Origin of the sequence: Dyadobacter sp. CY323 (genome assembly GCF_021390245.1) — a bacterium.
In the GTDB taxonomy this organism is placed as follows: domain Bacteria; phylum Bacteroidota; class Bacteroidia; order Cytophagales; family Spirosomataceae; genus Dyadobacter.
On the sequence record NZ_JAJUXH010000004.1, the window covers coordinates 178724 to 204905 of the forward strand.

General features: G+C 47.0%; 19 protein-coding genes. 14 read left to right on the plus strand and 5 right to left on the minus strand.

The features are described from left to right. Nucleotides 1-35: 35 nt before the first annotated feature. From LZG72_RS09755 to LZG72_RS09805, 11 genes are all read left to right on the plus strand, one after another. Entirely contained in the window at nt 36-746 is a 711-nt protein-coding gene (locus tag LZG72_RS09755) for an HAD family hydrolase (protein WP_233870888.1), read from the plus strand. A gap of 57 nt (nt 747-803) precedes the next feature. Further along, nucleotides 804-1709, plus strand: a complete 906-nt coding sequence (locus tag LZG72_RS09760) for a PfkB family carbohydrate kinase (RefSeq protein WP_233870891.1) — start codon at nt 804-806, stop codon at nt 1707-1709. Nucleotides 1710-1721: 12 nt separating this feature from the next. Beyond that, nucleotides 1722-2297, plus strand: coding sequence for a DUF4833 domain-containing protein (locus tag LZG72_RS09765; protein ID WP_233870894.1), 576 nt, complete (start codon nt 1722-1724; stop codon nt 2295-2297). Nucleotides 2298-2407: 110 nt separating this feature from the next. After that, entirely contained in the window at nt 2408-3160 is a 753-nt protein-coding gene (gene cmoA, locus LZG72_RS09770) for a carboxy-S-adenosyl-L-methionine synthase CmoA (protein ID WP_233870897.1), read from the plus strand. Then, nucleotides 3157-3888, plus strand: coding sequence for an isoprenylcysteine carboxylmethyltransferase family protein (locus tag LZG72_RS09775; protein ID WP_233870900.1), 732 nt, complete (start codon nt 3157-3159; stop codon nt 3886-3888). The genes cmoA and LZG72_RS09775 overlap by 4 nt, the downstream gene beginning before the upstream one ends. A 20-nt stretch (nt 3889-3908) precedes the next feature. Beyond that, on the plus strand, nt 3909-5186 hold the full coding sequence (locus LZG72_RS09780; RefSeq protein WP_233870902.1) for an NAD(P)/FAD-dependent oxidoreductase: 1278 nt from the start codon (nt 3909-3911) through the stop codon (nt 5184-5186). Between the two features lie 180 nt (nt 5187-5366). Next, nucleotides 5367-7772, plus strand: coding sequence for a GAF domain-containing protein (locus LZG72_RS09785; RefSeq protein ID WP_233870905.1), 2406 nt, complete (start codon nt 5367-5369; stop codon nt 7770-7772). 39 nt (nt 7773-7811) lie between these two features. Continuing rightward, the gene (locus LZG72_RS09790) at nt 7812-9053 is read left to right on the plus strand and encodes a Pycsar system effector family protein (RefSeq protein ID WP_233870908.1); all 1242 of its coding nucleotides are present in this window, start codon (nt 7812-7814) and stop codon (nt 9051-9053) included. 10 nt (nt 9054-9063) lie between these two features. Then, a complete protein-coding gene (locus LZG72_RS09795; protein WP_233870910.1) occupies nt 9064-9921 on the plus strand; it encodes an SdiA-regulated domain-containing protein in 858 nt (285 codons plus the stop codon). A gap of 16 nt (nt 9922-9937) precedes the next feature. Further along, nucleotides 9938-13723, plus strand: a complete 3786-nt coding sequence (locus LZG72_RS09800; protein WP_233870913.1) for a metallophosphoesterase — start codon at nt 9938-9940, stop codon at nt 13721-13723. 102 nt (nt 13724-13825) lie between these two features. After that, nucleotides 13826-14212 carry a response regulator gene (locus tag LZG72_RS09805; RefSeq protein ID WP_233870916.1) on the plus strand — a complete coding sequence of 129 codons (387 nt, stop codon included), beginning with the start codon at nt 13826-13828 and terminating at the stop codon, nt 14210-14212. A 40-nt stretch (nt 14213-14252) separates the two neighbouring features. On the opposite strand, the gene LZG72_RS09810 is transcribed toward LZG72_RS09805, so the two are convergent. The 5 genes from LZG72_RS09810 to LZG72_RS09830 form a co-directional block, all read right to left on the minus strand. Beyond that, complete coding sequence (locus tag LZG72_RS09810) at nt 14253-14462, minus strand: hypothetical protein (RefSeq protein ID WP_233870917.1); 210 nt, start codon at nt 14460-14462, stop codon at nt 14253-14255. 284 nt (nt 14463-14746) lie between these two features. Further along, a complete protein-coding gene (locus tag LZG72_RS09815; protein WP_233870919.1) occupies nt 14747-17107 on the minus strand; it encodes a PAS domain-containing protein in 2361 nt (786 codons plus the stop codon). Between the two features lie 34 nt (nt 17108-17141). Further along, entirely contained in the window at nt 17142-17492 is a 351-nt protein-coding gene (locus tag LZG72_RS09820; protein WP_233870921.1) for a hypothetical protein, read from the minus strand. Nucleotides 17493-17506: 14 nt separating this feature from the next. Continuing rightward, on the minus strand, nt 17507-19132 hold the full coding sequence (locus LZG72_RS09825; protein ID WP_233870923.1) for an NADP-dependent glyceraldehyde-3-phosphate dehydrogenase: 1626 nt from the start codon (nt 19130-19132) through the stop codon (nt 17507-17509). 41 nt (nt 19133-19173) lie between these two features. Continuing rightward, nucleotides 19174-20553, minus strand: coding sequence for an MATE family efflux transporter (locus tag LZG72_RS09830; RefSeq protein ID WP_233870924.1), 1380 nt, complete (start codon nt 20551-20553; stop codon nt 19174-19176). 233 nt (nt 20554-20786) lie between these two features. On the opposite strand from LZG72_RS09830, the gene LZG72_RS09835 reads away from it, so the two are divergent. The 3 genes from LZG72_RS09835 to LZG72_RS29335 all read left to right on the plus strand — a co-directional run bounded on the left by LZG72_RS09835 (nt 20787) and on the right by LZG72_RS29335 (nt 26182). Further along, a complete protein-coding gene (locus tag LZG72_RS09835) occupies nt 20787-23186 on the plus strand; it encodes a TonB-dependent receptor domain-containing protein (RefSeq protein WP_233871490.1) in 2400 nt (799 codons plus the stop codon). Between the two features lie 84 nt (nt 23187-23270). Continuing rightward, nucleotides 23271-23720, plus strand: a complete 450-nt coding sequence (locus LZG72_RS09840; protein WP_233870926.1) for a response regulator — start codon at nt 23271-23273, stop codon at nt 23718-23720. A gap of 68 nt (nt 23721-23788) precedes the next feature. After that, a complete protein-coding gene (locus LZG72_RS29335) occupies nt 23789-26182 on the plus strand; it encodes a PAS domain S-box protein (protein WP_233870929.1) in 2394 nt (797 codons plus the stop codon).

Sequence of the window (26182 nt, forward strand, 5' to 3'; positions counted from 1 at the left end):
TAACGGCTAACAGCTAATAGCTAACAGCTTAAATAATGATCAAAGGAATTCTACTCGATTACGGCGGTACGATTGATACCAACGGCTTGCATTGGGCCAATGTTTTGTGGGAAAGTTACCAGCATAATGAGGTTGGGGTAGACCGGGAGGCGTTTGCAAAGGCTTATACTTTTGGGGAACGTGCCCTGGCTTTGAAACCGATTATTAAGCCGCATCATGTTTTTTATGATGTGCTTTTTTTGAAGGTTGAACAACAGTTCAGTTTTTTAAGAGAAAACGGGTTTGAGGTGGATGATCAGAAAATTGAAGCGATTGCGAAAGAATGCAACGATTTCGCACACACTACTGTGAAAAAAGCGACACCGGCTTTGGCAGAGCTGGCAGCGCAGTACCCTGTCGTGATGGTTTCCAATTTTTATGGGAACATCAAAAATGTATTGCAGGATTTTGGCATTGCAAATTATTTCCAGGAAGTGGTTGAGTCGGCAGTGGTGGGCGTCCGGAAGCCCGATCCGCAGATCTACCAGCTTGGCATTGATTTACTAGGCTTTTCTCCTGACGAATGCGTGGTAGTTGGGGATTCTTATTCCAAAGACATTCAGCCTGCTAAAACACTCGGGTGCAGGGCGGTATGGCTGAATGTAAAAGGCTGGGACGAGAAATCCGAACTGCAGAGAGATTCGGATGCGGATATTGAGATTACCGATTTTACCCAAATCGTGAATATTATCAAAGAGTTGGGCTAGTTGTCAACTTTCATCACGGCGTTTTCAATGCTTTGATGAAATTAAATTAAAATGAACATGTATGACATTTGCACCATAGGGCATATCACACTGGACAAAGTGGTTACTGCCCATTCCGTCAACTACATGCCAGGCGGCACTTCGTTCTACTTTTCGAAGGCGCTCCGACAGTTTGACATCCATTACATGCTGGTTACCGCATTGGCTGAAAGTGAAAATCACATCATCAACAGCCTGCGTGACGAGCATATCGAAGTGTTTTCCCAGAATAGCCCGTATACGGTTTATTTCGAGAACATTTACAGCGCCAACCAGGATCATCGCGAGCAGAATGTACTGCACAAAGCAGCTCCGTTCACAGTCGCTCAAATGCCCGCCATCGACGCAAAAGTGTTCCATTTGGGTCCATTGCTATCGGACGATATTTCCGTAGATCTTATTAAGTCACTTGCATCAAAGGGATTGGTATCGCTGGATATTCAGGGTTTTTTGAGATATGTAAAAGACAAAAAGGTGTATTACACCGACTGGGCAGACAAAAAAGAGGCACTTCCTTACATTTCCATTCTCAAAGCAAATGAGTACGAGATGGAGGTTGTGACGGGTACCAGTAACGTCCGCGAAGGCGCAAAGTACCTGGCTGATCTGGGTGTGCGTGAGGTGATTATTACCCTGGGCAGCAAAGGCTCACTCGTATACACGGACAATCGCTTTTATCAGATTCCGGCATACAAACCGACTTCTGTTGTCGACGCGACGGGTTGCGGGGATACCTACATGGCCGGTTATTTAAGTAAAAAAGTAAAAGGAGCGAGTGTGCAGGAAGCGGGGGAATTCGGTGCGGCAATGGCTACACTGAAAATCCAGTCGTCGGGGCCATTCTCGGGAGATGCCCGGATGGTGCAGGACGTGGTCCGATATGGAGAAAGTGACAAAGAACTCATCGCTCAGACAATTTATTAAAGATTAGAAACCATGATGAAGTACGCTTCCGGCTTGCTACTGGCATTTTGCCTGTTGCTTGTCTCGTATTCAGGAAGCTATTCTGCTTATAAAAAATCATCCGGTGCCAATGCGGAGCCGGACCAGTTTCCAGTACCGGCGAATGTTCCCGGATTACTGTTTTATATTCAGCGTGACCCGAATACGAATACCATTTGTTACCAGCTTAATGTGGACGAACAGGGCCATTTAAGCGAGAAGAATCCTGTTAATATGTTCTGGATCAGATATCCGGAAGGAGGCGGCCGGAAGGAGCTCAATTACCTGCAACGCAAATTTGCCTATGGCATTAATGCCAAGGCTACAGGTAAATCAACCTTTGAGCTCCGATCTGTTGCTTATTCCAAGCTGCCGTTGTACCTGCGCAGGGACAACAAAAATGAGTACCATGTTTATACCAGCATCGATAACAAGCAGTGCATTCTCTCCCGGGTATTTATCCGCATAGACGGAGGTACGTTCTGGTCGCCTAATGTATTGTACATCGAACTGAAAGGGACGGAGATCGCCACGGGAAAAACCATCGTTCAGAGAATAAAACCATCCTGAAAAATTAGTCTTCTAGCAAAGGTTACGGAGTAAGTTTAGATATTTGGAACAGAAATTTTCGATTCAAGCGAAAAGCATCCTGAAAATCTAACTTAAACAATCCTTAACTCATGGAGAATGCGGGAAATCCGAATCAGGATCAGGTCTTTAAAGACGAGATCACCAAAGTATCCGACTTCAAATTCGGTACCGGGGTGGTTAAAGTCTTTGACGATATGGTCAGCCGGTCTGTGCCCTTTTACAATGAAATGCAGCGAATGCTGGGCGAAATTGCCGCAGATCATGCCAAAGAAGGTTCGTGCGTCTACGACCTGGGGTGTTCTACCGGTACAACCCTCATTGAGATAGACAAACTGATCCCGTCGGACGTGAAGTTTGTAGGCATCGACGAGTCTCCCGAAATGCTGGATAAATGCGACATCAAGTTGAAGGAAGCAGGATTTGTCCGTACGTATGACCTCATAGCGGGCGATTTACATCAGGAAGAACTTCCGATCGAAAATGCCTCGGTCGTTATCCTTTGCCTCACATTGCAGTTTGTCCGTCCGCTTTTCCGCGAAAGGTTGCTCCGCAATATTTATAAAGGGTTGAATCCGGGCGGCGTTCTCCTGCTCGCTGAGAAGGTTTTAACGGAGCATTCTCAATTTAATCGCGATTTCATAAAGTATTATTACAACTATAAACGTCGTAACCATTACAGCGAACTTGAAATTTCTCAGAAAAGGGAAGCGCTCGAAAACGTTTTGATCCCATATAAGCTATCTGAAAATACGCTCCTGTTGAAGGAAGCCGGTTTCACGGATTGTGAAGTCTTTTTCAAATGGTATAATTTTTCAGGAATGATAGCTTATAAAAAATCATGATCGCAATCGGCAATTTCATTTTCAAATACAGGAATAACTTGTTTATTTTTTTATACCTGCTTCTTTTTGTTCCGTCTCCCATGCTTTTTGCGCCGGAGATGTTTGGAGAGAAGTATTATTTATACCCGATCATTCTTGGTTTGTTGATCACATTCGCCGGTGAAATTATCCGCGGAATTACCATCGGACTGGCGTACATCATCCGGGGCGGGAAAGACAAGAAAGTGTATGCCGAAAAGCTCGTGACCGAAGGTATTTTCAGGCATTGCCGCAACCCGCTTTATGTCGGCAATATTCTGATGTTGCTTGGGGTTGGGGTGCTGGCCAACTCGCTGATTTATGTGGCGGTTGTGATGCCGGTATTCCTGTTTATTTATCAGGCCATCGTGCTTGCTGAAGAGAACTTTCTGCGGAATAAGTTTGGAGCCCAGTTTGATGCATATTGCAGTAAAGTGAACCGCTGGCTGATTAATTTCAGTGGGTTTTCTTCCACCTTAAATGGCATGCATTTCAATTACAAGCGCTGGCTTTTAAAGGAATACAATACGTTACTGGTTTGGCTGATCGGAATATTTGCATTGTTGATCTTTAAATATCCACAACTCACCCCGGACAGTGAAAACAGGATCATTTTGTTTGGTATAATTGTTATCGTATTAGGTGCAATGTACGGTTACATCCGCTATTTGAAAAAGTCCGGCAAGATGACGGACGGCATTGCGCCCTAACAAAAACTCAACAGAAGACCATGAATATCGTAATCATAGGAGGCGGATTTGCAGGTGTCAATCTTGCGATTGACCTGGCAAAGAGTAAAAAGTTTGACGTCACGCTTGTTGATAAGAATAACTACAATTTCTTTCCGCCGCTGATCTACCAGGTTGCGACCGCTTTTCTGGAACCTTCGAGCATTAGTTACCCATTCAGGAAACTGTTTTCGGGTAAAAAAAACCTGCATTTCCGGTTAGGAGAACTGCTTAAAGTGGTGCCTGAGGAGAACCGGATCGTACTTTCAAATGGTGAATTGAATTACGATTTTCTGGTATTCGCTACCGGGGCGGAGACCAATTTTTTCGGGATGGAAAATGTAAAACGCAATTCTACCCCGATGAAAACCCTAGAAGATGCCATTGGTATGCGGAACAAGCTGCTTTCCCAAATGGAGAAAGCGACGATCTGCAACGATCCGGCCGAGGTGAAACGTCTGCTGACGGTCGTGATCGCAGGCGGCGGACCTACCGGGGTGGAGATATCAGGCATGTTTGCTGAAATGCGGAATGGCATTCTGCGTAAAGAATATCCGGACCTAGCGGGGAAAGGAAGTGAAATTTACCTGGTCGACGGTGGAAATGCCTTGCTTTCACCAATGAGTGTGAAGTCGCAGCAGGATACATTTAATGAGCTTAATGAACTGGGCGTCAAGATCCGGCTGAACACGCATGTTGTTGATTTCGTAGACGATAAAGTCATTTTCTCGGAAGGAGAAGCCATTGAGTCCAAAACCCTGATCTGGGCGGCAGGTGTTACCGGAATGGTGTTTGAGGGCATTCCGCCCGAAGCGTACGGACGCGGCCGGCGCTTGCTGGTTGACGCCCACAACAAAGTGAACAGCACATACAACATTTATGCGATCGGTGACTGCTGCCTTCAGACGACCGATGAGAAATTCCCGAATGGCCACCCGCAGGTAGCCCAGGTTGCCATCCAGCAGGGAAAAAATCTGGCGAAAAATTTTGTGAACATCGCTGAACAGCTTCCATTGAAACCGTTTACCTATTATGATAAAGGATCGATGGCGATAATCGGTCGGGCCAAAGCAGTGGTGGATATGCCGTCTCCGAAGGTACATTTCAATGGGGTGATTGCCTGGCTGGCCTGGCTTTTCATTCACCTTATTTCATTGATCAACCACCGTAACAGGATCAAAACTTTGTATAACTGGATGGTGGCTTATTTTACAAAAGATCAGTCTCTCAGAATGATCATAAAGCCGGCGGCACGCGAAGAAAAAGTCGAATCCGTTTAGGAATTCAATTTCGACGTTTAACGTTAGCAGTTTAAGAAAAAACACTGAATTTGGTTTCCGGCAGGTTGCCGGTGAGTCCGCATCTTATTGTTTCTGAGTACTAGTGCCTTGCCTTTCTGGCTGCGCGTTATTTTGGACGAGAGATCGGGCCGGAAGATCAGTGTATTAAATTAAAAAAACATGGAACCGATTACAATTGACGTAACACAAGAATCCCCTCTCGGTCTCCTGCAAATAGACACTTCTATTTCTTTTAAGCCTTTCATCGATTTTCTGGAAAGAAAAGCCGATGAGGAACGGACCGTTAAGCGTACATTTTTCGAAATGGTGCTTGGCAAACTGAGGGCAAACCCTGCATTCAGCGAGAAAATCCCGCTGGAAGATATTGGCAGGTACAAAGAAGAACTAAGTCTGATTTACGGCATGTTAATGCCGCCGATTGCAGACGAGAAGGATGTTTGCTGGGCGATGAGCGCACCGGTTAATCCGGTCGTATTTTATGGAACATCCGGATTTTATGATCTGCTGATGGACTCCCACACCGGTGGTATCCGCTGCGATCTGGAACACGATGACAACGTGGATACGAAAACCCATAAGCTGCAGATGCTCTATTCGATCATTCTCGAAAGATGTTATGATCTGCCGGAAATATACAAGCACGAGCTGATTGTAAGCCTGAAAGATGAGAAATCAGGGCTGCAGAAATATTATAAGCTGAATATCGATACCCGTTTTTGTGAAATTTATCCCAAAGACGTGTTACCGAAACTGGATCTGGATGCAGTGAGGAACGAGATGCACGACTCGTTTGACATCGACCGGATGACCGAAATCCTTCCATTGTCGCTTTTCCGTTTCGAAGGATTTTCTGTGATCACATTAAAGGATGTGACGGCTGAACATGCAGTGGAAAGTATCAAGAATACGATACTCGACCGTGCTTCCATTGATTCGCATACTTATTTCACCCAGGTTACTTCGGCGTTAAAAATGCTGACTGGCGATGACCAGTTTAATTTCGGCTCCATGCCCATTTTGCGGGTAAACAACAAACTTGTTTTCAACCGCGGGAACGTACTTTACAGCAAGCTGATGAATGCGGCCACCGAAAACGGGATGGCCGAATCCATGTACCTCGGTATGGCCGACGAGTATCTGAAAGCTCCCAAACCGATGCTAGTCCATGAACTGACGCAGGAGTTTGCCAATAAGAAAGATTTTGGGAAACTGCTTTACAACGACGGTGTGAGGTCATACGCGTTACTGCCGGTGTTTTATGACAATAAGGTGGTTGGCCTGCTGGAAGTGTTTTCAAAAAATCCGAATGCAGTGAATGAGCCTGTGCTCCACAAACTGGACGTTGCACTTCCGCTCCTTGCGCAGATTTTCAAGAATTACATTGATGAATTTAATGCGGGAATCGACAATGTGATCCGGGAGAAATTCACATCGTTACAACCTGCCGTACAATGGCGTTTCCGGGAAACGGCCTGGCATTACATGCGCGACAAAGCATTGAGTCCCAATAATGCAGCGATCGAAGATATTCATTTCAAAAACGTGTATCCGCTTTACGGGGCTATTGATATCCGGAATTCAACGATTGAAAGAAATATCGCATTAAAGCAGGATCTAAACCTTCAATTCACATTATTGATAGAAACCTTTACTGTTCTTAAGAAAAGCCTTGGATTTGGTCTGGCTGATGAAATGATCTTCAAATGCAGAAAATGGCTGGAAGAGATCAACGACGCAGCAACCGACAACGATGAAATGAAGGTGAGGGATTTTCTGGAACTTGAAGCCCATCCGTTTTTGCAGCATTTTAAAGAAGAAAGTCTGCTGCGCAGTTTTGGCAGGGAAAAAGAAGATGAAGGCGAGGTACTGCTCCGAAAACGCATCGACGAATATTTTGCTGTAATCGACGAATATAATGGAGAAGCCAATTCGAACAGAAAGGCGCTGGAAGCTTCCATGCAGATGATCAATTCCTCCGTGAACCTATATCTTGACCTGTTTCGCCAGGAGATCCAGCAATCGTACCCGACCTACTTTGAAAAGTTCAGGACAGATGGGATTGAATATGATATTTACATTGGCCAATCCATTGAGCCTGAAAAGAAATTCAGCGAGTTGTATTTGAAAAACATCCGGTTGTGGCAACTCACGTCGATGGCCGCCATTACCCGGATCACGCATTCCCTGATCCCGCAAATGCAGAGAAGACTGGAAACGACGCAGCTGATTTTTATCAATTCCAGCAGTATTGACATCAGTTTCCGGGATGACGAACGACGTTTTGACGTGGAAGGAGCCTACAACATCCGTTACCAGGTGATCAAAAAACGCATTGATAAAGTACACATAAAAGGTACCGGAGAACGGCTGACGCAACCCGGCAAAATCGCGATGGTTTATTTCAACAACAAGTCAGCAGAAGAATATGTGGGCTACGTCCGGTATTTACAGGAAAAAAATACTTTATTGAATGATCTGGAATTTCTCGATCTTGAAGAACTGCAGGGTGTTACCGGGTTGAAAGCGTTACGGGTAGGTGTGAACCTGGATGCGACCTGGGATTGAGCCTTGCGGTGATCAGCCCATCGATATCACGTTATCTCTATGAATTACCACCATCGGCTCGAAAAGGTTAAGCATCATGTTCAACAGTTTTTCGGGACAAAATCGCTGTCTCAACTCAGTTATCACAATCTCTCCCATACCGAGTCGGTGGTGGCCAATGCGGTCCGGATCGCCAATCATTATCAGCTGGACGACCGCGACACATTCGTTGTTGTAACTGCCGCCTGGTTTCACGACTCTGGGTATAGCAGTGGTGAGGCCGAGCAGCACGAAAAGCGCGGTGCAGAGCTGGCTTCCGCTTTTCTCCGAGAGGACGGTATCGATGAAAGCGTGATCTCTGAGGTTGCAGGATGCATTTTGGCGACGATATGGCCGCAATCCCCCACGAATTTGTTACAGGAGATCGTCTGCGATTCGGACCTGTTTCACCTGGGAACGCCTGAATTCAGTGAATGGAATAAGCTGGTTCGTAAGGAAGCCGAGCAAAGATCAGGCAGGAAAATCGATAAGTCGGAGTGGCGCAAGAACACGATCAGGCTTTTTGAAACCCATCATTACCATACGGATTACTGCCGCGAGCTGCTCGATAAGCAGAAAAGAAAGAATCTCGAAAAGCTGAGAGAAAAAGTACGTGAAGAGCGGGAGGAAGAGAAGCAGGCAGAAGAGGAGGTGATTTTGGCAAAGTCAAAATACGAGGAACCCGCATTGGTGGAGATTCAGGAAATCAAAAAACAAAAAGACAAGTCGGACCGGCCGGATAAAGGCATAGAAACCATGTTCCGGATCAGTTCAAATAACCACCAGAGGCTGAGCGATATGGCTGATAACAAGGCACATATCATGATCACCACCACTTCTATTATCATATCCGTATTACTCAGTGTTTTGATCAGAAGACTTGAAGATAATGCATATCTGATCATTCCAACAACGCTTCTACTGACGGTTTGTATGATTACAATGGTATTTTCCATCTTGTCGACCCGGCCCAGCATTCCGCACGGGACTTTTACGCAGGAGGATATCGATACCAAAAATGTAAACCTGCTGTTTTTCGGGAATTTTTACAGAATGTCGTTCAACGACTATTCGGCCGGAATGCAGCGGATGATGAATGACCGGGAGTTTCTGTACGGTAGTCTCACCAAAGATGTTTATTCACAAGGAGTTGTACTGGGGAAAAAGTACCGTCTGCTAAGGGTCGGGTATAATGTATTTATGTTTGGTATCGTGGCTTCCGTGCTCGCATTTATCATCGCCTCACTTGTTTTCGAACATTAAACCTTACATAATGAGGATGCTGCGACCCTGGATATCGAATTTGCTGATCGCCTGTTCCTTACTCGGCTGTAACCCGACGGAAAAAAAGGAAGTGGCGGGGCAGGATTATGATCTCGAAAATCCGGACAAGTTCAACATGCCGGAAAGTCTGTTTGAAATATCGGGCATTACCTTGCTGGATGGCAAAAGTGATACCATCTATGCGGTTCAGGATGAGGAAGGAAAAGTGTTCCGGCTGGCGTGGGATATAGGCAAGCAGGTGCATACCAAATTCTCCAAAAAAGGCGATTATGAAGACCTTGCCATTCTGAACTCAGAGGTTTTTGTTCTAAAAAGCAATGGCGTACTGTTCTCTTATCCGCTTTCCGAATCGGCATTTGAAGAAGCCGAGAATGTGACCGAGTTGAAACATGTACTGCCAAAAGGGGAATACGAAGGCATGTATGCCGACCCGGCTTCTGGGGATTTGTATGTGATTTGTAAAAATTGTCCCGCAGGTGATCCCAAGGCAAGTGTTACCGGTTATATTTTTAATCCAAAAAAAGATTCGTTAGAGGCACCGCGGACTTTCAATGTCCAGGTGGATGAGATAAAAGCGATTACGGGCAAAGTTTCCCGGGGTTTCCGACCGTCGGGACTGGCTAAAAACCCGGTAACCGGCGAGTGGTACATTATCTCATCCGTAAACAAGTTACTGGTCGTGACCGATGCGAATTGGAAGGTGAAAAAAGCATTTCCGCTCAATGGTAACCTTTTTATCCAGCCTGAAGGAATTGCTTTTGACAAATCCGGCAGCCTGTACATTTCTAATGAAGGCGACGATTTGTTTAGCGGTAATATTTTGAAATTCAAAAGGTTGAAGCGATAGTACTCAGCGTTACAATATGGTGATTTTTTTACGCCTTATACTTTTCGGGATCTTGTCGGCGACCATTTGGTCTTGCGCCAGTTACCAAGTCAATTATTCCAAAGAAGCCGCCGCATGGGCCAGCGAAATGCCGGATGCCAAACGCGAAGTAAAGAATACCATGTACCTGGTCGGCGATGCGGGAAATGACTCTCCCGAGCATCCTGCGCCGGTTTTGGAATATCTCAAAACAAAACTTGCGGACGAATCTGAAAACAGCTCGGTGCTTTTTTTAGGAGATAATATTTATGAATATGGAATGCCGCCGACCGAAGACAGTACCGATCGATCCGTTGCCGAATACCGGATCAAATCCCAGCTGGAAACACTGAATGGGTTCAAAGGCCGCCCGGTTTTCGTGCCCGGTAACCACGACTGGCGTGGCTGGGGAGTGAAGGGAATTAAAAGGCAGGCCAAATACATTGACAAATACATTAACGAGCAAAGGGGGAAGAAAGACAAAGATGAATGGGAGAATTACTTTCTCCCACTCGATGGATGTTCGGGGCCGGAAGCCATTGAATTGAATAACAATGTAGTTGTCATCGTGGTGGATTCGCAGTGGTGGCTCACGGATTGGGACCGGGATTCGAAAATCAATGACGGCTGTGAGATCAAAAACCGCGAGCAGTTTCGGTTTGTCTTTGAAAATGTGATCCGAAAGTACCGGAACAAGAATGTGGTCATTGCGATGCATCACCCGCCGTACACGTATGGGCCTCACGGTGGGCGGTTTACAGCAAAGCAACATCTTTTTCCACTCACCGAAATCAATCCGAAATTATACATTCCGTTGCCTGTTGTGGGCAGTTTGAGCGCATTGTTCCGCGGCACGATCGGGTCAAAGCAAGACGTCGCAAACCGGCATTACCGCGACTTGCGGACAGCGGTACTGGCGGGTGCGAAGAAAAATGGGAACTTCATTTTTGCCAGTGGCCACGAACATGCTTTGCAATTTATCGAAAACGATGGGCAGGAATACATTGTGAGCGGTAGTGGCTCAAAAACCAGTCCGGTGAGCTTGGGCAAAGGTTCTTTGTATTCATCGCCGGCGCTCGGATACTCCACGCTCAGTTTTTATGAAGATGGTGAAACGTGGGTAAAATATTGGGAAGTTACCCCGGACGGAAAGAATGCAAAGCTCACTTTTCAGAAGAAGATCAAAAATGGTCATATTGCTGAAATGCCGGATTCCACTTCATTTACCGAATATAACCAGCATCTCGACTCAACCAGCAGGTACGTAACAAGCAACGAAGTGAAACCGGTCGGTGGGTTCCATAAGTTTTTGTTCGGCGAGCATAACCGGCCGCTTTACACCGAAAAGTATACATTCCCGGTGCTCGACCTGGCGACAATGAAAGGCGGACTGGTGGCCGTAAAGCAGGGTGGGGGAAATCAGACGAACTCGCTTCGTTTGCGGGATAAGGATGGGAAAGAATATGCCATGCGCGGACTTACCAAAGATGTGAGCCGGTTTCTGCCTTTTCCATTCAACCAAATGGTCGCTGCCAAATACCTGGTGGAAGATAACTTCCTATCTACGAATCCATTCGCACCACTTTCGATGCCCGTTATGGCCGATGCCGTGCAGGTTTATCACACCAATCCCCGGTTATATTATGTTCCGGCGCAGCCTGCATTAGAAACTTTTAACAGCATTTTTGGCGGAACCATGAACCTTCTGGAAGAACGTCCGGATGGTAAGAAATGGAAGAATGCGGACTTCTTCGGCAGACCCGACAAGATCGTGAGTACGCCTGAACTGGTTGAGGAAATGCTCGAAAGCAGCAAACATAGAATTGACGAGGAATGGGCAGTACGCACACGGCTGTTCGATTTCCTGATCGGAGACTGGGACCGGCATGATGACCAATGGGCGTGGTCTTCCGTGAAACAGAAAGATGGCACCATATTGTACCGCCCCATCCCGCGCGACCGCGACCAGGCTTTTTCGGTATATGACGGCCTGCTCACCAGCGTCGCCAGACTGACTTTGCCATTTCTCCGGCAACTTCAGACGTTCAGCCCAGAGATAAAAAGTAAGAAATGGAACACATGGAGCGCAAGACTTTTTGACCGCACTTTTCTGACGGGCCTCGATTGGTCGCAATGGGAAAAGCAGGTGAAATTTATCCAGTTGAGCCTGACGGACGAGGTGATTGAAAAATCGTTTGCAGACTGGCCACAAAAAGCCAGGGAAATTTCTTTCCCCGCATTGATAGTGAACATTAAGGCACGCCGTGACGATCTCATGAAAATTGCCCGGGCGCATTATGAGTTCGTCAGTGAGTCGGTGAATGTGATCGGAACGGAGGAAGAAGAACGATTTGTGGTGGAACGGCTCGACGATACCAGAACCAGTGTGACGGTTTATGAAACCGGGAAAGACGGACGGATCAAACATCAGAATTATAAAAGAGTATTCGAGACCAGCGTTACCAAATACATCAACATTTATGGAAATGGGGATGAGGATGAGTTTGTAATTACGGGCGATGTGCACAAAGGCATTAAGATCAGGCTGGTTGGCGGGCTGGGAAACGATACTTTCCGGGATAGCTCGCGGGTAAGTTCAGGAGGAAAAAAAGCCATTTTCTATGACGACCTGCGTGAAAATACATTCAGTGCAGGAAGTGATGCAAAAGTGAAGAAAACGGGTTTGTACCGCTACAACATCTACGACCGCCGGAGTGCGGACAGTAACTACGACATTTCGATCCCATTCCCGGTCCTGGGCGCAAACCCTGACGATGGTTTTTTTATCGGGTCAAATGTGAATATTACCAAATATGGTTTTAAAAAAGAACCTTATGCTTCCGCCCAAACCTTCGGTGGGAGTTATGCATTTCATACACAGGGTTTTAAGGTCAACTATACCGGCGATTTTATCAATGCATTCCGGAAATTCGACTTTTATATAGATTCTTATTACCGTGGCCCGACCTATGCATTCAACTATGCGGGACTTGGCAATAATTCGGTAAGACCGGTCGCCGATGCCAATTTTTACCGCGTCAGACAAAGTGTTTTACACGTGTATCCGGCTATTAAAAAACGATTTGCAGGAAATAGTGGATTTATGACACTCGGGCCTTTTGCTGAGATCTCTGACATACAAGCCACAGCCGGACGGTTCATTACCAGCCCGGAAAACGGTTTGCCGAACGACATCTTCAAAACAAATTATTTCGGCGGCGCCAGGTTCCAGTTCGATTTCAGCAGCGTCGACAACATCTTTGCTCCACATTCAGGAATCCGTTTCAATACGGGTATTAACTGGACTACAAACCTGAAATCAGATAAGCAGTTTGGCGCATTGCGGGCGCAGTTTTCTTTTTATAAAAACATTGACCAGCGTGAGAATTTCATTGTCGCATCGCAAATCGGTACCGGCGTCAACGTTGGTAAAGGTTATACATTTTTCCAAATGCCAACTATTGGCGGCAAACAAGGTTTACGCGGATATCGCACCGAACGTTTTTACGGGAAAAATACGATCTGGCATGATACCGATCTGCGCGTGCGGATCGGGAGCAGCTATAATCCTACACTGCCATTGACGTACGGCCTGTTTGGAAGTTTCGATTACGGCCGGGTCTGGCTCGCGAACGATAACTCAGAAAACTGGCATTACAATTATGGTGGCGGAATATGGCTGGCGCCCGTCGATATCCTGACTTTCGCGGTCGGCGCATTTATACCCAAAGAAAAAAGCGAGGAAAAGCCGAGGATTGCATTTCAGGTCGGTTTCTGGTTCTGAAATTCGTGAATCGTTGCTTATTTCTCATTCAAATTGAAACTTCCATATACAAAAATGGCGTTTGTTGCCGAAGAGAGGACAAAAAAATTTGCCAATAATTCCATGAGTGATTCCCAAAAAGTGCTGGTAGTGGATGATAATAAAACCAACCTGATCTTTGCGACGCAGCTTTTGAAACGTCGTAATATCGCATTCGACGTTGCGGTTAACGGCCAGGAAGCATATGATCTTTTTAAAAGCGGCAATTACGTGTTGATCCTTATGGATCTGATGATGCCGGTTATGGACGGTTTCGCCAGCACAGCCCTCATCCGCAAAACCGATTCAGAGATCCCGATCATCGCACTGACTGCTTCTGCATTCGAAGATGAAAAGGAGCGCGCAATGGCAAACGGTTTTTCAGGCTACCTTATCAAGCCATTTGTTCCCGAAGAATTTTATAACTACATCTTTCCATTTCTTGGAATCCAGCCTTCCAGTCCGGCCTGATTTATTCAAAAGGTCACTGATGCAGCAGTGGCAGCCAGGGTCAGGTAAGCAAATGTTGAATTCCGATGGTCCTCAGATCTTCTATCTGGTGCTGTAACAGCCAGTTGTGGAATTCGGCAACATTTTGAGGCTGATAATGTACGATGCGGCCATCGGTCAGCAATATCGTGAACACCTGATAGGCATGAATGTATCTTCTTAGCTGAACAACACAAAATTCGAATCCGGGGAAATAATAATTTGTATTCATAACAAAGCCGCTCTCTGTATGCTGAGGATTAAGGATGATTGTTTCTTTACGTTTAAAATCAGCGGTTTGCAACAAGTATGCCGCGTTTTACCAATGCCGCATATTCGTTGCGGAAATTGAATTTTCTCTACAAATAAGACCTTTCGGGTGTTATATCAATGATATGGTATGGAGGGGATTCTGTGGTTGCAGAGCAAATTTATCACAGGAAGGAAAATGGGTTTGTAGCAAATCTCCAAGTAGGCTATCGAAAAGATTTAGTCGTGTGCAGAAATCGCAGCGCGCTATTTCTTGCGCCGGTAAGACGCAATTTTGGAATAAAGCTCGGCCGGACTGAAAGGTTTGCTGATGTAGTCGTTCATTCCAACGGTGAATGCCAGGTGCTTGATGTCCATCATAGCGGAAGCAGTCAGCGCTATGATCGGCAGATTCAGGAATTTAGGATCAGGTAACTCTCTTATTTTTGAAGTGGCTTCATATCCGTCCATTTCGGGCATTTGCAGGTCCATTAGTACCAGGTCATAATCGTTTTCCTGAACCTTCTGAAGTGCAAGCAGGCCGTTTTCAGCAGTATCGTACTCCACTTCCCATTGTTTCATGAAATTTTTCATGAGCAGCACGTTGATTGCATTGTCTTCCACGATCAGCAGCTTCATTCCTTTCAGACTGAATGTATTTACAGGCACACCGTTTGCTTGCCCCGAAAGCTGTGTTTTACTGATTTTTAAAGTCAGGCTGAAATAGAACCGGGAGCCTTTCCCCGGCGTACTTTCGACGTGAATGGTGCTTTTCTGCAGTTGGAGGAGCAGTTTGGTGATTGTAAGTCCCAGTCCGGAACCTCCGTATTTTCGGGTAGTATCCGAAGCTGCCTGTGTAAAGCTGTCGAAGATGTTTTCGATTTTATCCGGAGAAATCCCGATGCCGGTATCTTCCACGCTGAAATCGATGGTAACCTGTTCATCGTCACGGGCAGAAACAACGGCCCCGATATTGACCCTGCCTACTTCGGTAAATTTTACTGCATTGCTGACCAGGTTGGTCAGGATCTGCCCCAAACGCACCGGATCGCCAACCACCGTGATATTGATATCGTTATTAACCGCCAGTTTCAGCTGGATACCCTTTTCATTTGCTTTTTGTAAAATACCTGAGCGGATGTTTTCCAACAACGATAATACATTGAAATCAACCTCCTCAAATTCGATCTTGCCTGCTTCGATCTTGCTGAAATCAAGAATATCGTTGATCAATACCAGCAGATTCTCGGCAGAGAATTTCAGGATGTTGAGATATTCCATCTGCTCCGGCTTCGGATCCTGCTGAAGCAGTAAATGCGTAAACCCGATCACCGCATTCATCGGAGTACGGATCTCGTGGCTCATAGTAGACAAAAACTGCGATTTTGCTACTGCCGCCATTTCAGCCTGTTCTTTGGCGTGGATCAGTTCCTGCTCCGTTATTTTCTGGTCATTCACGTCCATGATCGCGCCATAAAGCTTGATCACTTTCCCGGTCTTGTCGACGAACGGTTTTCCAATGGCATGTATAAATTTGATGGACTTGTCCGGCAGCACGATCCGCAAGTCGAAACTGGCGGGTTTCAGGCTGGTAATGGCATCTTTGATCGACGCACGGTACATGGCCTCATCGTCGGGATGTATCATCCCGGAGAAAAGCTCCGTGTTCGGGCCGGCACTGTTGGGTTCCAGGCCAAAGATCCGGAATGTTTCGTCTGACCAATAGTTTTTCCCGGTTTCCAGATCTGCCTCCCAGCTGCCGCTGTGGGTTAGTTGCTGCGTTTCTGCCAGCATAGCCTCGCTCCGCCGGACTGCATCTTCGGCTCGTTTCCGGTGCGAAATGTCGTGCCACACCACCAGAAGTACTTTTTTATTATACAACGTCACGGAGTTCAAAGTCACCTCTACCGGAAATTCTTCTCCGTCCCTTTTCTTATGTATCCACTCAAAGCGATTGTAACCGGTTTGAAAAGCCAGCCGGTCCATTTCCAATGACTTTTCGGAAGATTTTCTCCCATCAGGCTGATATTCCGGGGAAAAATGCGCAGGGTGAATGGAGAGTAACTCGCTTTTGCTCCGACAGCGGATCATTTTCACTGCGGCCTCATTGCAATCGATAATTCCTGTTTCGTCAAGCAGCAAATGGGCATCCGTAGAGCGCTCGAAAATGACGCTCAGCTTTTCCTCCAAAAGCCTCTTTTCCGTCACGTCGTGCAATGCCTGGCTCGTTTCTCCCTGCTCACCCGGACTTACCATCAGATCCTGGGCATCGTTCAGAAACCCGACCATGCGTTTCGGTTTTCCATTCTCAAACTTCACGCTGCCCCGGCTAACAAAATACCGGAAACCATTATTTTTTGTTTTAAGCCGAACCCGCACTTTGTACGGGATATTGTTGTCCAGCTGCTCTCGAATCGCGTTGGTGATGATGTCTTTATCTTCCGGGTGTGCCAGTATTTCGGTAAAAGCAGCGAAGGTTGAAGGTACCTCCTCGGGCGTGTATCCGAGGATTTGATAAAATCGGTCAGACCATACCTGCTGGTCCGTTTCAAAATCCCAGTCCCAAATGCCAGCATCTATACCGGATGCGATCATTTCTAGGGTCTCGGAATTGAATTTAGCCTTCATGAGTAAGTAGAATTAATTCGCAAATTTAGAACTTTTAATCCCAAAAATTAAAAATAATACCCTCGGGATAATCACCAAGAGTCCCGTTTTCAATGTACAAACTATACGAACCTAATTCAAGAGCAAAATCGCTATTCTGAATGCGAACGTCCAACCTGAACCTGGATTGAGGATAAACAAACAACTGTGAATGAGGTAGGAGGGGCGAGGGGAAAGCTGCCGGTGCTGCCGGTGCTGCCGGTGCTGCCGGTGACAACACCGGCAGCGGCGCACCGGCAGCGGCGCACCGGCAGCGGCGCACCGGCAGCGGCGCACCGGCAGCGGCGCACCGGCAGCGGCGCACCGGCAGCGGCGCACCGGCAGCGGCGCACCGGCAGCGGCGCACCGGCAGCGGCGTTTTCAGAATATAAACTTCGTACTCAGGAAATTCGACGTATCGCCGTGGACGATTTCGTTGATCAGCTGTTTGTTGTCTTCATTCATTTTGAAAGCAACGAGTGATCGGATCGAAAATGAGCGTATCGCGTCGGTTACGGAAAGTGTACCCTCGGCACTGTCTTTGCGGCCCGTGAATGGAAATACATCCGGCCCGCGCTGACATTGGGTATTTATATTTACCCTGCTCACCTGGTTTACAAGCGGATCGATCAATGATGCCACTTCCTCCGCATTGTTACTGAAAATACTAACCTGCTGGCCGTGAGTAGATTCGATCAGGAACTCGATGGTTTCTTCGAGATCGTCAAAAGGTACCACCGGCACAATCGGGCCGAATTGTTCTTCATGGTACAATTTCATTTTTTCATTAACCGGATAAACCACTGCCGGATAAAAGAACGATCCTTCCGATTTTCCGCCATTCTCATTCACAATCCGCGCGCCATGCGTAATGGCATCGGTAATGCATTCGTTGAGGTATTCAATTTTATTTGTTTCCGGAAGTGGTGTCAGCGAAACGCCTTTTTCCCAGGGCATACCATATTTTAACCTGGCCACTGCGGCGCTGAATTGTTCAAGGAACTGATCGGCAATGCTGCGGTGTACCCAAACGATTTTCAGGGCAGTGCAGCGTTGTCCGTTAAATGAAAGAGAACCGGTAATGATTTCTCTCACAGCCAGGTCGAGGTCTGCGTGGGGTGTGACGATCGCCGCGTTCTTCGCATCCAGACCAAGAACTGCACGCAGACGGTTCACTTTCGGGTGAGATTTTTTCAGTTCGTTAGCCACTTTGCTCGACCCGATCAGTGTCAGAACATTGATCTTTCCCGATTGCATCAGCCCGGGAACAATGGCGTTACCACGTCCGTAGATCACATTTACGACGCCTTTTGGAAAACAATCCCGGAAGGCTTCCTGCAATGGATAATGTAAAAGTGTACCGAATTTTGGGGGTTTAAATAAAATGGTATTGCCCATGATCAGGGCGGGGATCAGGGTTGTAAAGGTCTCGTTGAGCGGGTAATTGAATGGCCCCATACAAAGTACCACGCCCAGCGGCGACCGGCGCACCTGTGCGGCAATGCCATCTACTATATCAAATCCCGAGGAATCCCTGTCGATATTTTTGAGTGAATCGATGGTGGCATAAATGTATTCAACGGTACGGTCGAACTCTTTGACGGAATCCGCAAATGACTTTCCGATCTCCCACATAATGAGCTTCACGATGACGTCCTTTTGCTCAATCATTTTGCCCGTAAACTGTTCGACACAATGAATGCGTTCAGCGACGCCCATGGTAGGCCATTCGCCACGACCGTTGTTGTAAGCCGCAACGGCAGCTTCGAGCGAGCGTTCGGCTTCTGCTGCGGTGCAGATCGGATAGCTGCCGATCAGTTTGCGTTCGAGACCTGTTTCGGTTTTGATACAAATCGGCGAGTATACTTCGTGTACCTGACCATTCCAGGGTTTCATTTCACCATCGCTGAGGTATTCGCGCTGATGAATCAGACCGGGCAGAGCGAAGTCTGCCGGGATGTCTTTTTCTTCGACAAAGATGTCTTTTAATGTGGCATTGAAATCCATTTGATCATTAAAAAGGGTGAGAAAATTATAAGTGGCCTGCTTTAAAGTGTACCAGTTTCAGTCGTTTTTGGTTCACTCAAAGATGACGATGAAAACACTGTATTTCTCTTACCCATTTTCAGGAATCGTGTGATCAAAAATGCAGATGCCATGGTAAGTCCGAGGATCAGGCCGAGCCACATGCCCGCCGCACCCATGTTGAAATGGAACGCAAGCAGATATCCGAATGGGATGCCGATGACCCAATAGGCGATCCCAATCAGAATAGTAGGCGTTTTTACATCTTTAATACCCCTCAAAAGGCCGGCTCCGATTGCTTGCGTACTGTCTGAGATCTGGAAGATGGCTGCAAAAAGCAGCAGCATTGCCGCTAGCTGAACCACATCCAGGTTGTTGTTGAATGCAAATGGGAGCCGGTCACGCAAAAGCACAAACGTAATTGCGCAGCCCGTACCGTAAACCAGGGAGGTCAGAATGGTACTTTTACCGATGACGACGATCTTACGCCAGTCATTTCGTCCCAATGCATTGCTTACCCGGATGGAACCCGCCTGAGCAAGTCCCATGGACGCCATGAATGTAAACGACGCGCAGCTCAATGCGATCTGGTGAGCAGCCTGTGAAACGGCACCCAAAGTTCCGATGATAATTCCCGAAACAGCGAATGCTCCCGCCTCCATCCCGATCTGCATACTGCTCGGTACGCCGATATGCAGCAATTCACGCCAGGTTTGCAGTTTGAAATACCACTGATTACTTCGGACGGCGATGTATTTTGAAAACGTTTTGTGCCTCAGGATCACATAACCCAGCGCGACGAACATGCACGATCGGGTGATGAGCGTGGCCCAGCCGGCACCGGCCAGTTCAAGCCGGGGGAAGCCCCAGTTTCCGTAAATGAGCAGCCAGTTGAGCAGAATGTTCAGCGGCATACCGGCCAGGGAAAAAATCATCGCTGTTTTGGTTTGTTCGAGACCATCCGCGAATTGCTTCAATGTCATGAAAAGCAGCATCGGGATAATGGAGAGGCCCATTAACTTCATAAACGGAATGGCGAGCGTTACCACCTCGGGATCCTGGCCCAGGTGGTGCAAGAGATCTTTCCCGAAAACCAATGTAAAGGAAATGGCGATTGCCGTGAGTGTGCAAAGGCAAAAGCCATTGAACAAATAATGGGAGACTTGTTGCGCGTCGCGGCGGCCGTTGGCGAGGGAAACCATTTGAGAAACGGAGATCGTCATGCCGATGCCGATTACAAACGGAATATTCATCGCATTGATCACGAGTGCCGCAGCTGCGAGGTGTTTGTAACTGATTGCCCCCACCATGGCACTGTCAATTAAATGCAGGGCCATTTGTGCCAGTTCGCCGATTATAATAGGAAATGCTAATTTTAACGTTTGTGATGCTTCGTTTTTCATGGACCGCTGGAATTGCTAAAAAGTTTGCAAAGGTAGCGAATACGCATCAGGCTCAGAATCTTTCATCTTAATATCAGACCGGTTAGAGTAAAATGGTTGAAAAAAGGGTTTCTATTGGAAGCAAAACGTACAATTCTATATCGAAAAATATTACTTAACACAGAATGGGCATTAGGAGGAATTTGGCCGCAGGTAGCCTGACCGTGACGGTTTTAAGGCGTACTTATATTGGGATGATCATTTGTTTGCTTTATGTCCCGCAACGCACGTTTGCCCAAAATACTGATAAATTGAAGGTTACGGGTAAAATCCTGGACGCACAAAACAACGGTCCGCTGGGTTATGCGAGTATACGTTTGTTCAAAACTACGGATAGTACTTTTGTAAGCGGGGCGATTACCGACGAAACGGGCGGGTTTGTGATTGATGTACATGCAGGTTCGTATTATGCACTTTCGGAATTTATAGGTTACAAGTCCAAAATTACCCCGGATATCAGGCTGACTTCGGCGAACTCGCCGCTCAATATCGGTACGGTAGCGTTGAGCGGATCAGCCAAAACCCTGGATGAAGTGACGGTCCAGGCTGAAAAAAGCTCCATGGAATTATCTCTGGACAAAAAAATATTCAACGTAGGAAAAGACCTGGCGAATGCGGGCGGTACCGCCGTGGATATTCTTACCAATGTGCCGTCGGTGGCGGTGGATGTGGAAGGGAATGTAAGTTTAAGAGGAAGCGGGAATGTGCGGATATTGATCGACGGGAAACCGTCGGGTCTTGTGAGCATCAAAGGAGCTGCCGGGCTGGCACAGTTGCAGGGCAGCATGATCGAACGTGTGGAGATCATTACCAACCCGTCGGCCAGGTACGAAGCGGAAGGTATGGGCGGGGTGATCAATATTGTTTTGAAAAAGGAAAGAAAGGAAGGCATTAACGGTTCTTTCGACATTATTACCGGGCACCCGACCAATTTTGGCGCAGCGGCGAACGTGAACTACCGCCGCAAAAACCTGAATTTCTTCATTAATTATACGATGTCTTACCGGAATACACCGGGAAAGAATTACGTGTACCAGGAGCTGTACCGAAACGATTCCATCTTTATAATGGAACGGGATATGCGAAGTAATCTGAAAGGAATGAACAACAGTGCACGTGGGGGAATCGACTACTATTTTAATCCAAAAAACATCCTGACCGGCTCCTATACCTGGCGAACAAGTAAAGGAAAACGCTTCTCCACCCTGAATTACCGGGATTATGTCGGTAGTACAGGCTACCCCACCGGCATTACCAACCGGACACAGGATGAAACGGAGACGGAGCCGAACTCAGAATATTCAGTGACTTATAAAAAGACTTTTGACCGGAAAGGCCGGGAATTTACGGCAGATGTGAGGTACCTGGACAACTGGGAAAATTCGGATCAGTACTACAATGAGAATAGTTTCAAACCGAATGGAAGTCCGTCGGGGATTCCGCCGCTATTGCAGCGGGCTGTAAATTATGAAACTGAAAAACAGCTTTTGTTCCAGATCGATTATGTGCATCCATTTGGTAAAGACGGGAAGTTTGAAGCTGGGGCCAGAAGTAGCTCCCGCGACATGACCAACGATTACGCCGTCACTCAGCGGGCGAACGACGGAGACTGGATTGCGCTTCCGAATCTGACGAATGACTTTCTGTATGAGGAGAATATTAATGCAGCCTACGGGATCATCGGTAACAAAACGGGCAGGCTTTCATACCAGGCAGGCGTACGCGCCGAATGGACCGGTGTAACCACGGAATTGCGACAAACCAAGGAAGTGAATGACCGTAAATATGCCAATTTGTTTCCCAGCGTGCATGTTACTTATGACTTCGCTAAACAAAATGCATTTCAGCTCAGTTTTAGCCGCCGCGTCCGCAGACCTCAGTACAATGATCTGAGCCCGTTTGCTACATATAGTGATAACCGCAACTATTGGAGCGGCAACCCCGACCTGAATCCTGAATTTACAAATGCATTTGAACTGGGTCACATTAAATACATGGCGAAAGGATCGCTCACGTCTTCTTTGTATTACCGGCATACCAACGGTAAAATAACCAGCATTCGTCGTGTTCAGGACGATGGAAGTTCGTATACTCGTCCGGAAAACCTGGGTACGGAAGATGCCTATGGAGTTGAATTTACTAGTTCGTTCACGCCGTTTTCATGGTGGAAAATGGATGGTAGTTTCAATTTCTTCCGTGCGATCACGGATGGTCGTCAGCTGGACGAAGATTTTCAAAGTGATACATACAGCTGGTTTGTGCGGGCAATGTCTCGTTTTACGCTCTGGAAATCGATGGATGTGCAGTTCAGGGGCAATTATGAGGCGCCGCAGCAGACGCCCCAGGGAAGGCGAAAGGCTCTCGCAACACTCGATCTCGCGGCTACACGGGACATTCTCAAAAACAATGGGACACTTACGCTCAGCATTGTGGACGTCTTCAACTCGCGCCGGTACAGGTCTATCACGGAGGGGCCTAACTTTTACAGCAGAAATAGCTCTCAGGGACGTTTGAGACAAATAAACCTTACTTTGAACTACCGTTTACACCAGGCTAAAAAGAAACCGAAAGAGAGTCTGGAAGGGGAGTTTTAAAGACGTAGATTTTATTAAGCGGTTTTAATTTTTTACCTTGTAGATGAGTTAGAGGTTGTTTTTTTACTTTCTATCATGCATACTATGGGCACAAAGCGAAACAAATCGATATTTCTTGCGGACGATGATGAGGATGATCTGATGTTGTTTGAGGACGCATTGCGGGAAGTAAGTAATTCAGCAGAGTTAACGACTGCCAGCGATGGTGTGGAGTTGATCAACCTCATGGAAACCACGGTGCCGCCTCCGCCGGATTTGATCTTCCTCGACTTAAATATGCCGCGTAAAAACGGGTTTGAATGTCTTGAACAGATCAGAAATACGAAAGCCTGGGAGGGTATTCCCATCGTAATATTTTCGACAACCGGCCAGGAGGAAATGGTGCAGCAGGTTCACGAAAAAGGCGCCAGCTATTTTATCAGGAAACCCGGCTCTTTTCCCAAACTGAAACAGGCTATCAAACAGATCCTGGACATAGATTGGGCAAAGCATTCATGGAAGCCTGCGCCAGAAAACTTTTATTACCAATATTAATTCCGCGCCGCGGCGGCCCAATTTGGGCACTTGTTAAATTTGTAGAAACACTTTTCTATGAAAATTAAGTGAGTAATAACAGAGAGCCTGTCGAACCCATTCGCAGATCAACGGATAAACACGGGTTTACTACAAGGCAGGCTGACGACAGCGAGAGCAGATTCCGAAACACAATGAAGCAGGCCCCGGTAGGAATGATTATCCTGCGCGGGGAAAACTTCGTTGTTGAAATGGCCAACGATTCATACCTGGCCCTAGTAGACCGTACCGAACAAAACCTGGTGGGAAAACCACTATTCGAATCACTTCCCGAAGTGAGAGATGCGGTTGGCGGTGTTCTCACGCAGGTACTAAGAACCGGGATACCCTATTATGGAAATGAGTTCGAGGTTACGCTTTACCGCGGCGGAAAACCGGAGCAATGCTATTTCAACTTTGTTTACCAGCCTCTGACTGAAGAGGGAGAGACAACCGGCATTATCGTCGTAGCCACGGAGGTTACCCGGCAGGTTCTTTCAACCCAGGCATTACAAAGGAGCGAAATCCAGTTTCGAAACCTGGTAACGCAGTCACAGTTTGCAAAGGCGATATTCAAAGGGGAAGATTTCGTGATCAGCATTGCCAATGAAGCGATGCTGAAAACGCTCTGGAGACGGGATCTCAAAGATGTGGAGGGGCGAAAGCTTTTCGACGTTTTCCCGGAGTTGAAAGATCAGAAGTTCGCAGAAATATTGGAATTGGTGTACCGCACAGGAACCATTCATAAAGAAAACGAAGCGCTTGCATTTATCGATGGACCGGGCGGAGTAATGTCCCATTACCTTGATTATCAATATGCTCCGATTTTTGAAGTGGACGGAAGTGTTTCGGGCATCATGGTGTCGGTGAATGACGTAACCGAAAAAGTGAAATTCCGCCAGCAAATCGCAGAAGCGGCTGACCGCCTGTCGCTTGCAACGGACGGAACTAAGCTCGCCACCTGGGATTTGAATCTTAAGACGCTCGATATCATTCATTCCGGTCGGCTCGCTTCAATATTCGGCTATGACGAATCTGCGGTATTGACCCACGAGCAATTGCGGTCACAGGTTCATCCGGATGACAGGAAAGCGATTGTTGAAAAAGCGTTTGCTGTCGCGCTCGAGACGGGAGTATACTACTACGAGGCAAGGGTCATTCACCCCGACAAATCCATGCATTGGGTGCGGACTCAGGGGAAGGTTCTTTATCAGGAAGGCCACATCCCGCACAGGATGCTGGGTACGATGATGGACATCACCGATCGGAAAGAGGCTGAGCTTGCATTAAAAACAAGTGAAGGAAAATTCCGGACGCTGGCGGATTCGATGCCCCAGTTTGTATGGACCGGTGATACGGATGGAAATTTCAATTATTTTAATCAGTCTGTATATGACTACTCCGGCCTTACTTCTCAGCAAATGCGGGATAATGGCTGGCTTCAGATCGTGCACCCGGACGACAGAAGTGAAAATATAAGATTGTGGCAGCTGGCCGTCTCGACGGGAAAGGATTTCTTATTCGAACACCGGTTTAAAAGACACGACGGCGAGTACAGATGGCAGCTGAGCCGGGCAATACCGCAGAAAAATGCAGATGGGAGTATCCAAATGTGGGTAGGGACGAGTACCGACATTCACGACAGCAAAATTTTCATTGACGAGCTGGAAACCAAAGTGCAAATGCGCACCATGGAGCTGACGGTAGCCAACAATGAGCTGATCCGGACGAATATGGAACTCGCGCAATTTGCCTATGTTGCCAGTCATGATTTGCAGGAGCCACTGAGGAAGATCCAGACTTTCGCGACGCGGATCCTGGAAACAGAACGTGAGAACCTTTCGGAAAAAGGCCAGGATTATTTCAATCGGATGCAGGCATCATCGACCCGGATGCAACAGCTGATCGTCGACCTGCTTGCATTTTCCAGGGCTAATGCGATTGAGAAGCATTTTGAGCAAGTAGACCTGAATGTTGTCCTGAAGAACATTAAAGAGCAGCTCAGTGATGTTATTTCGCAGAAAAAAGCGGTCATCAAAAGTGAAACCCTGCCGATAAGAAATGTGATCGTGTACCAGTTTGAGCAGTTGTTCGGAAACATTATTGCGAACGGTCTCAAATTCACAAAAGTGGGAATGAGCCCCGTTATTCAAATACGAACGGGGAAAATTTCAGGTGAGCTCATTCCGCTAATGGATGCGGATCACAATCTGACGTATGAGTTTATTTCTTTTTCGGATAATGGGATTGGATTTGAACCGCAGTTTAAGGAGCGCATTTTTCAGGTTTTCCAGCGGCTGCATAATCGTAGTGCGTATGAGGGTACCGGTATCGGACTGGCCATTTGTAAGAAAATCGTGGACAATCATAAAGGACTGATCGACGCAGTTGGTAAGCCGGGAGTGGGGTCAACATTCATTATTTACCTGCCCGTCGAACAGTAA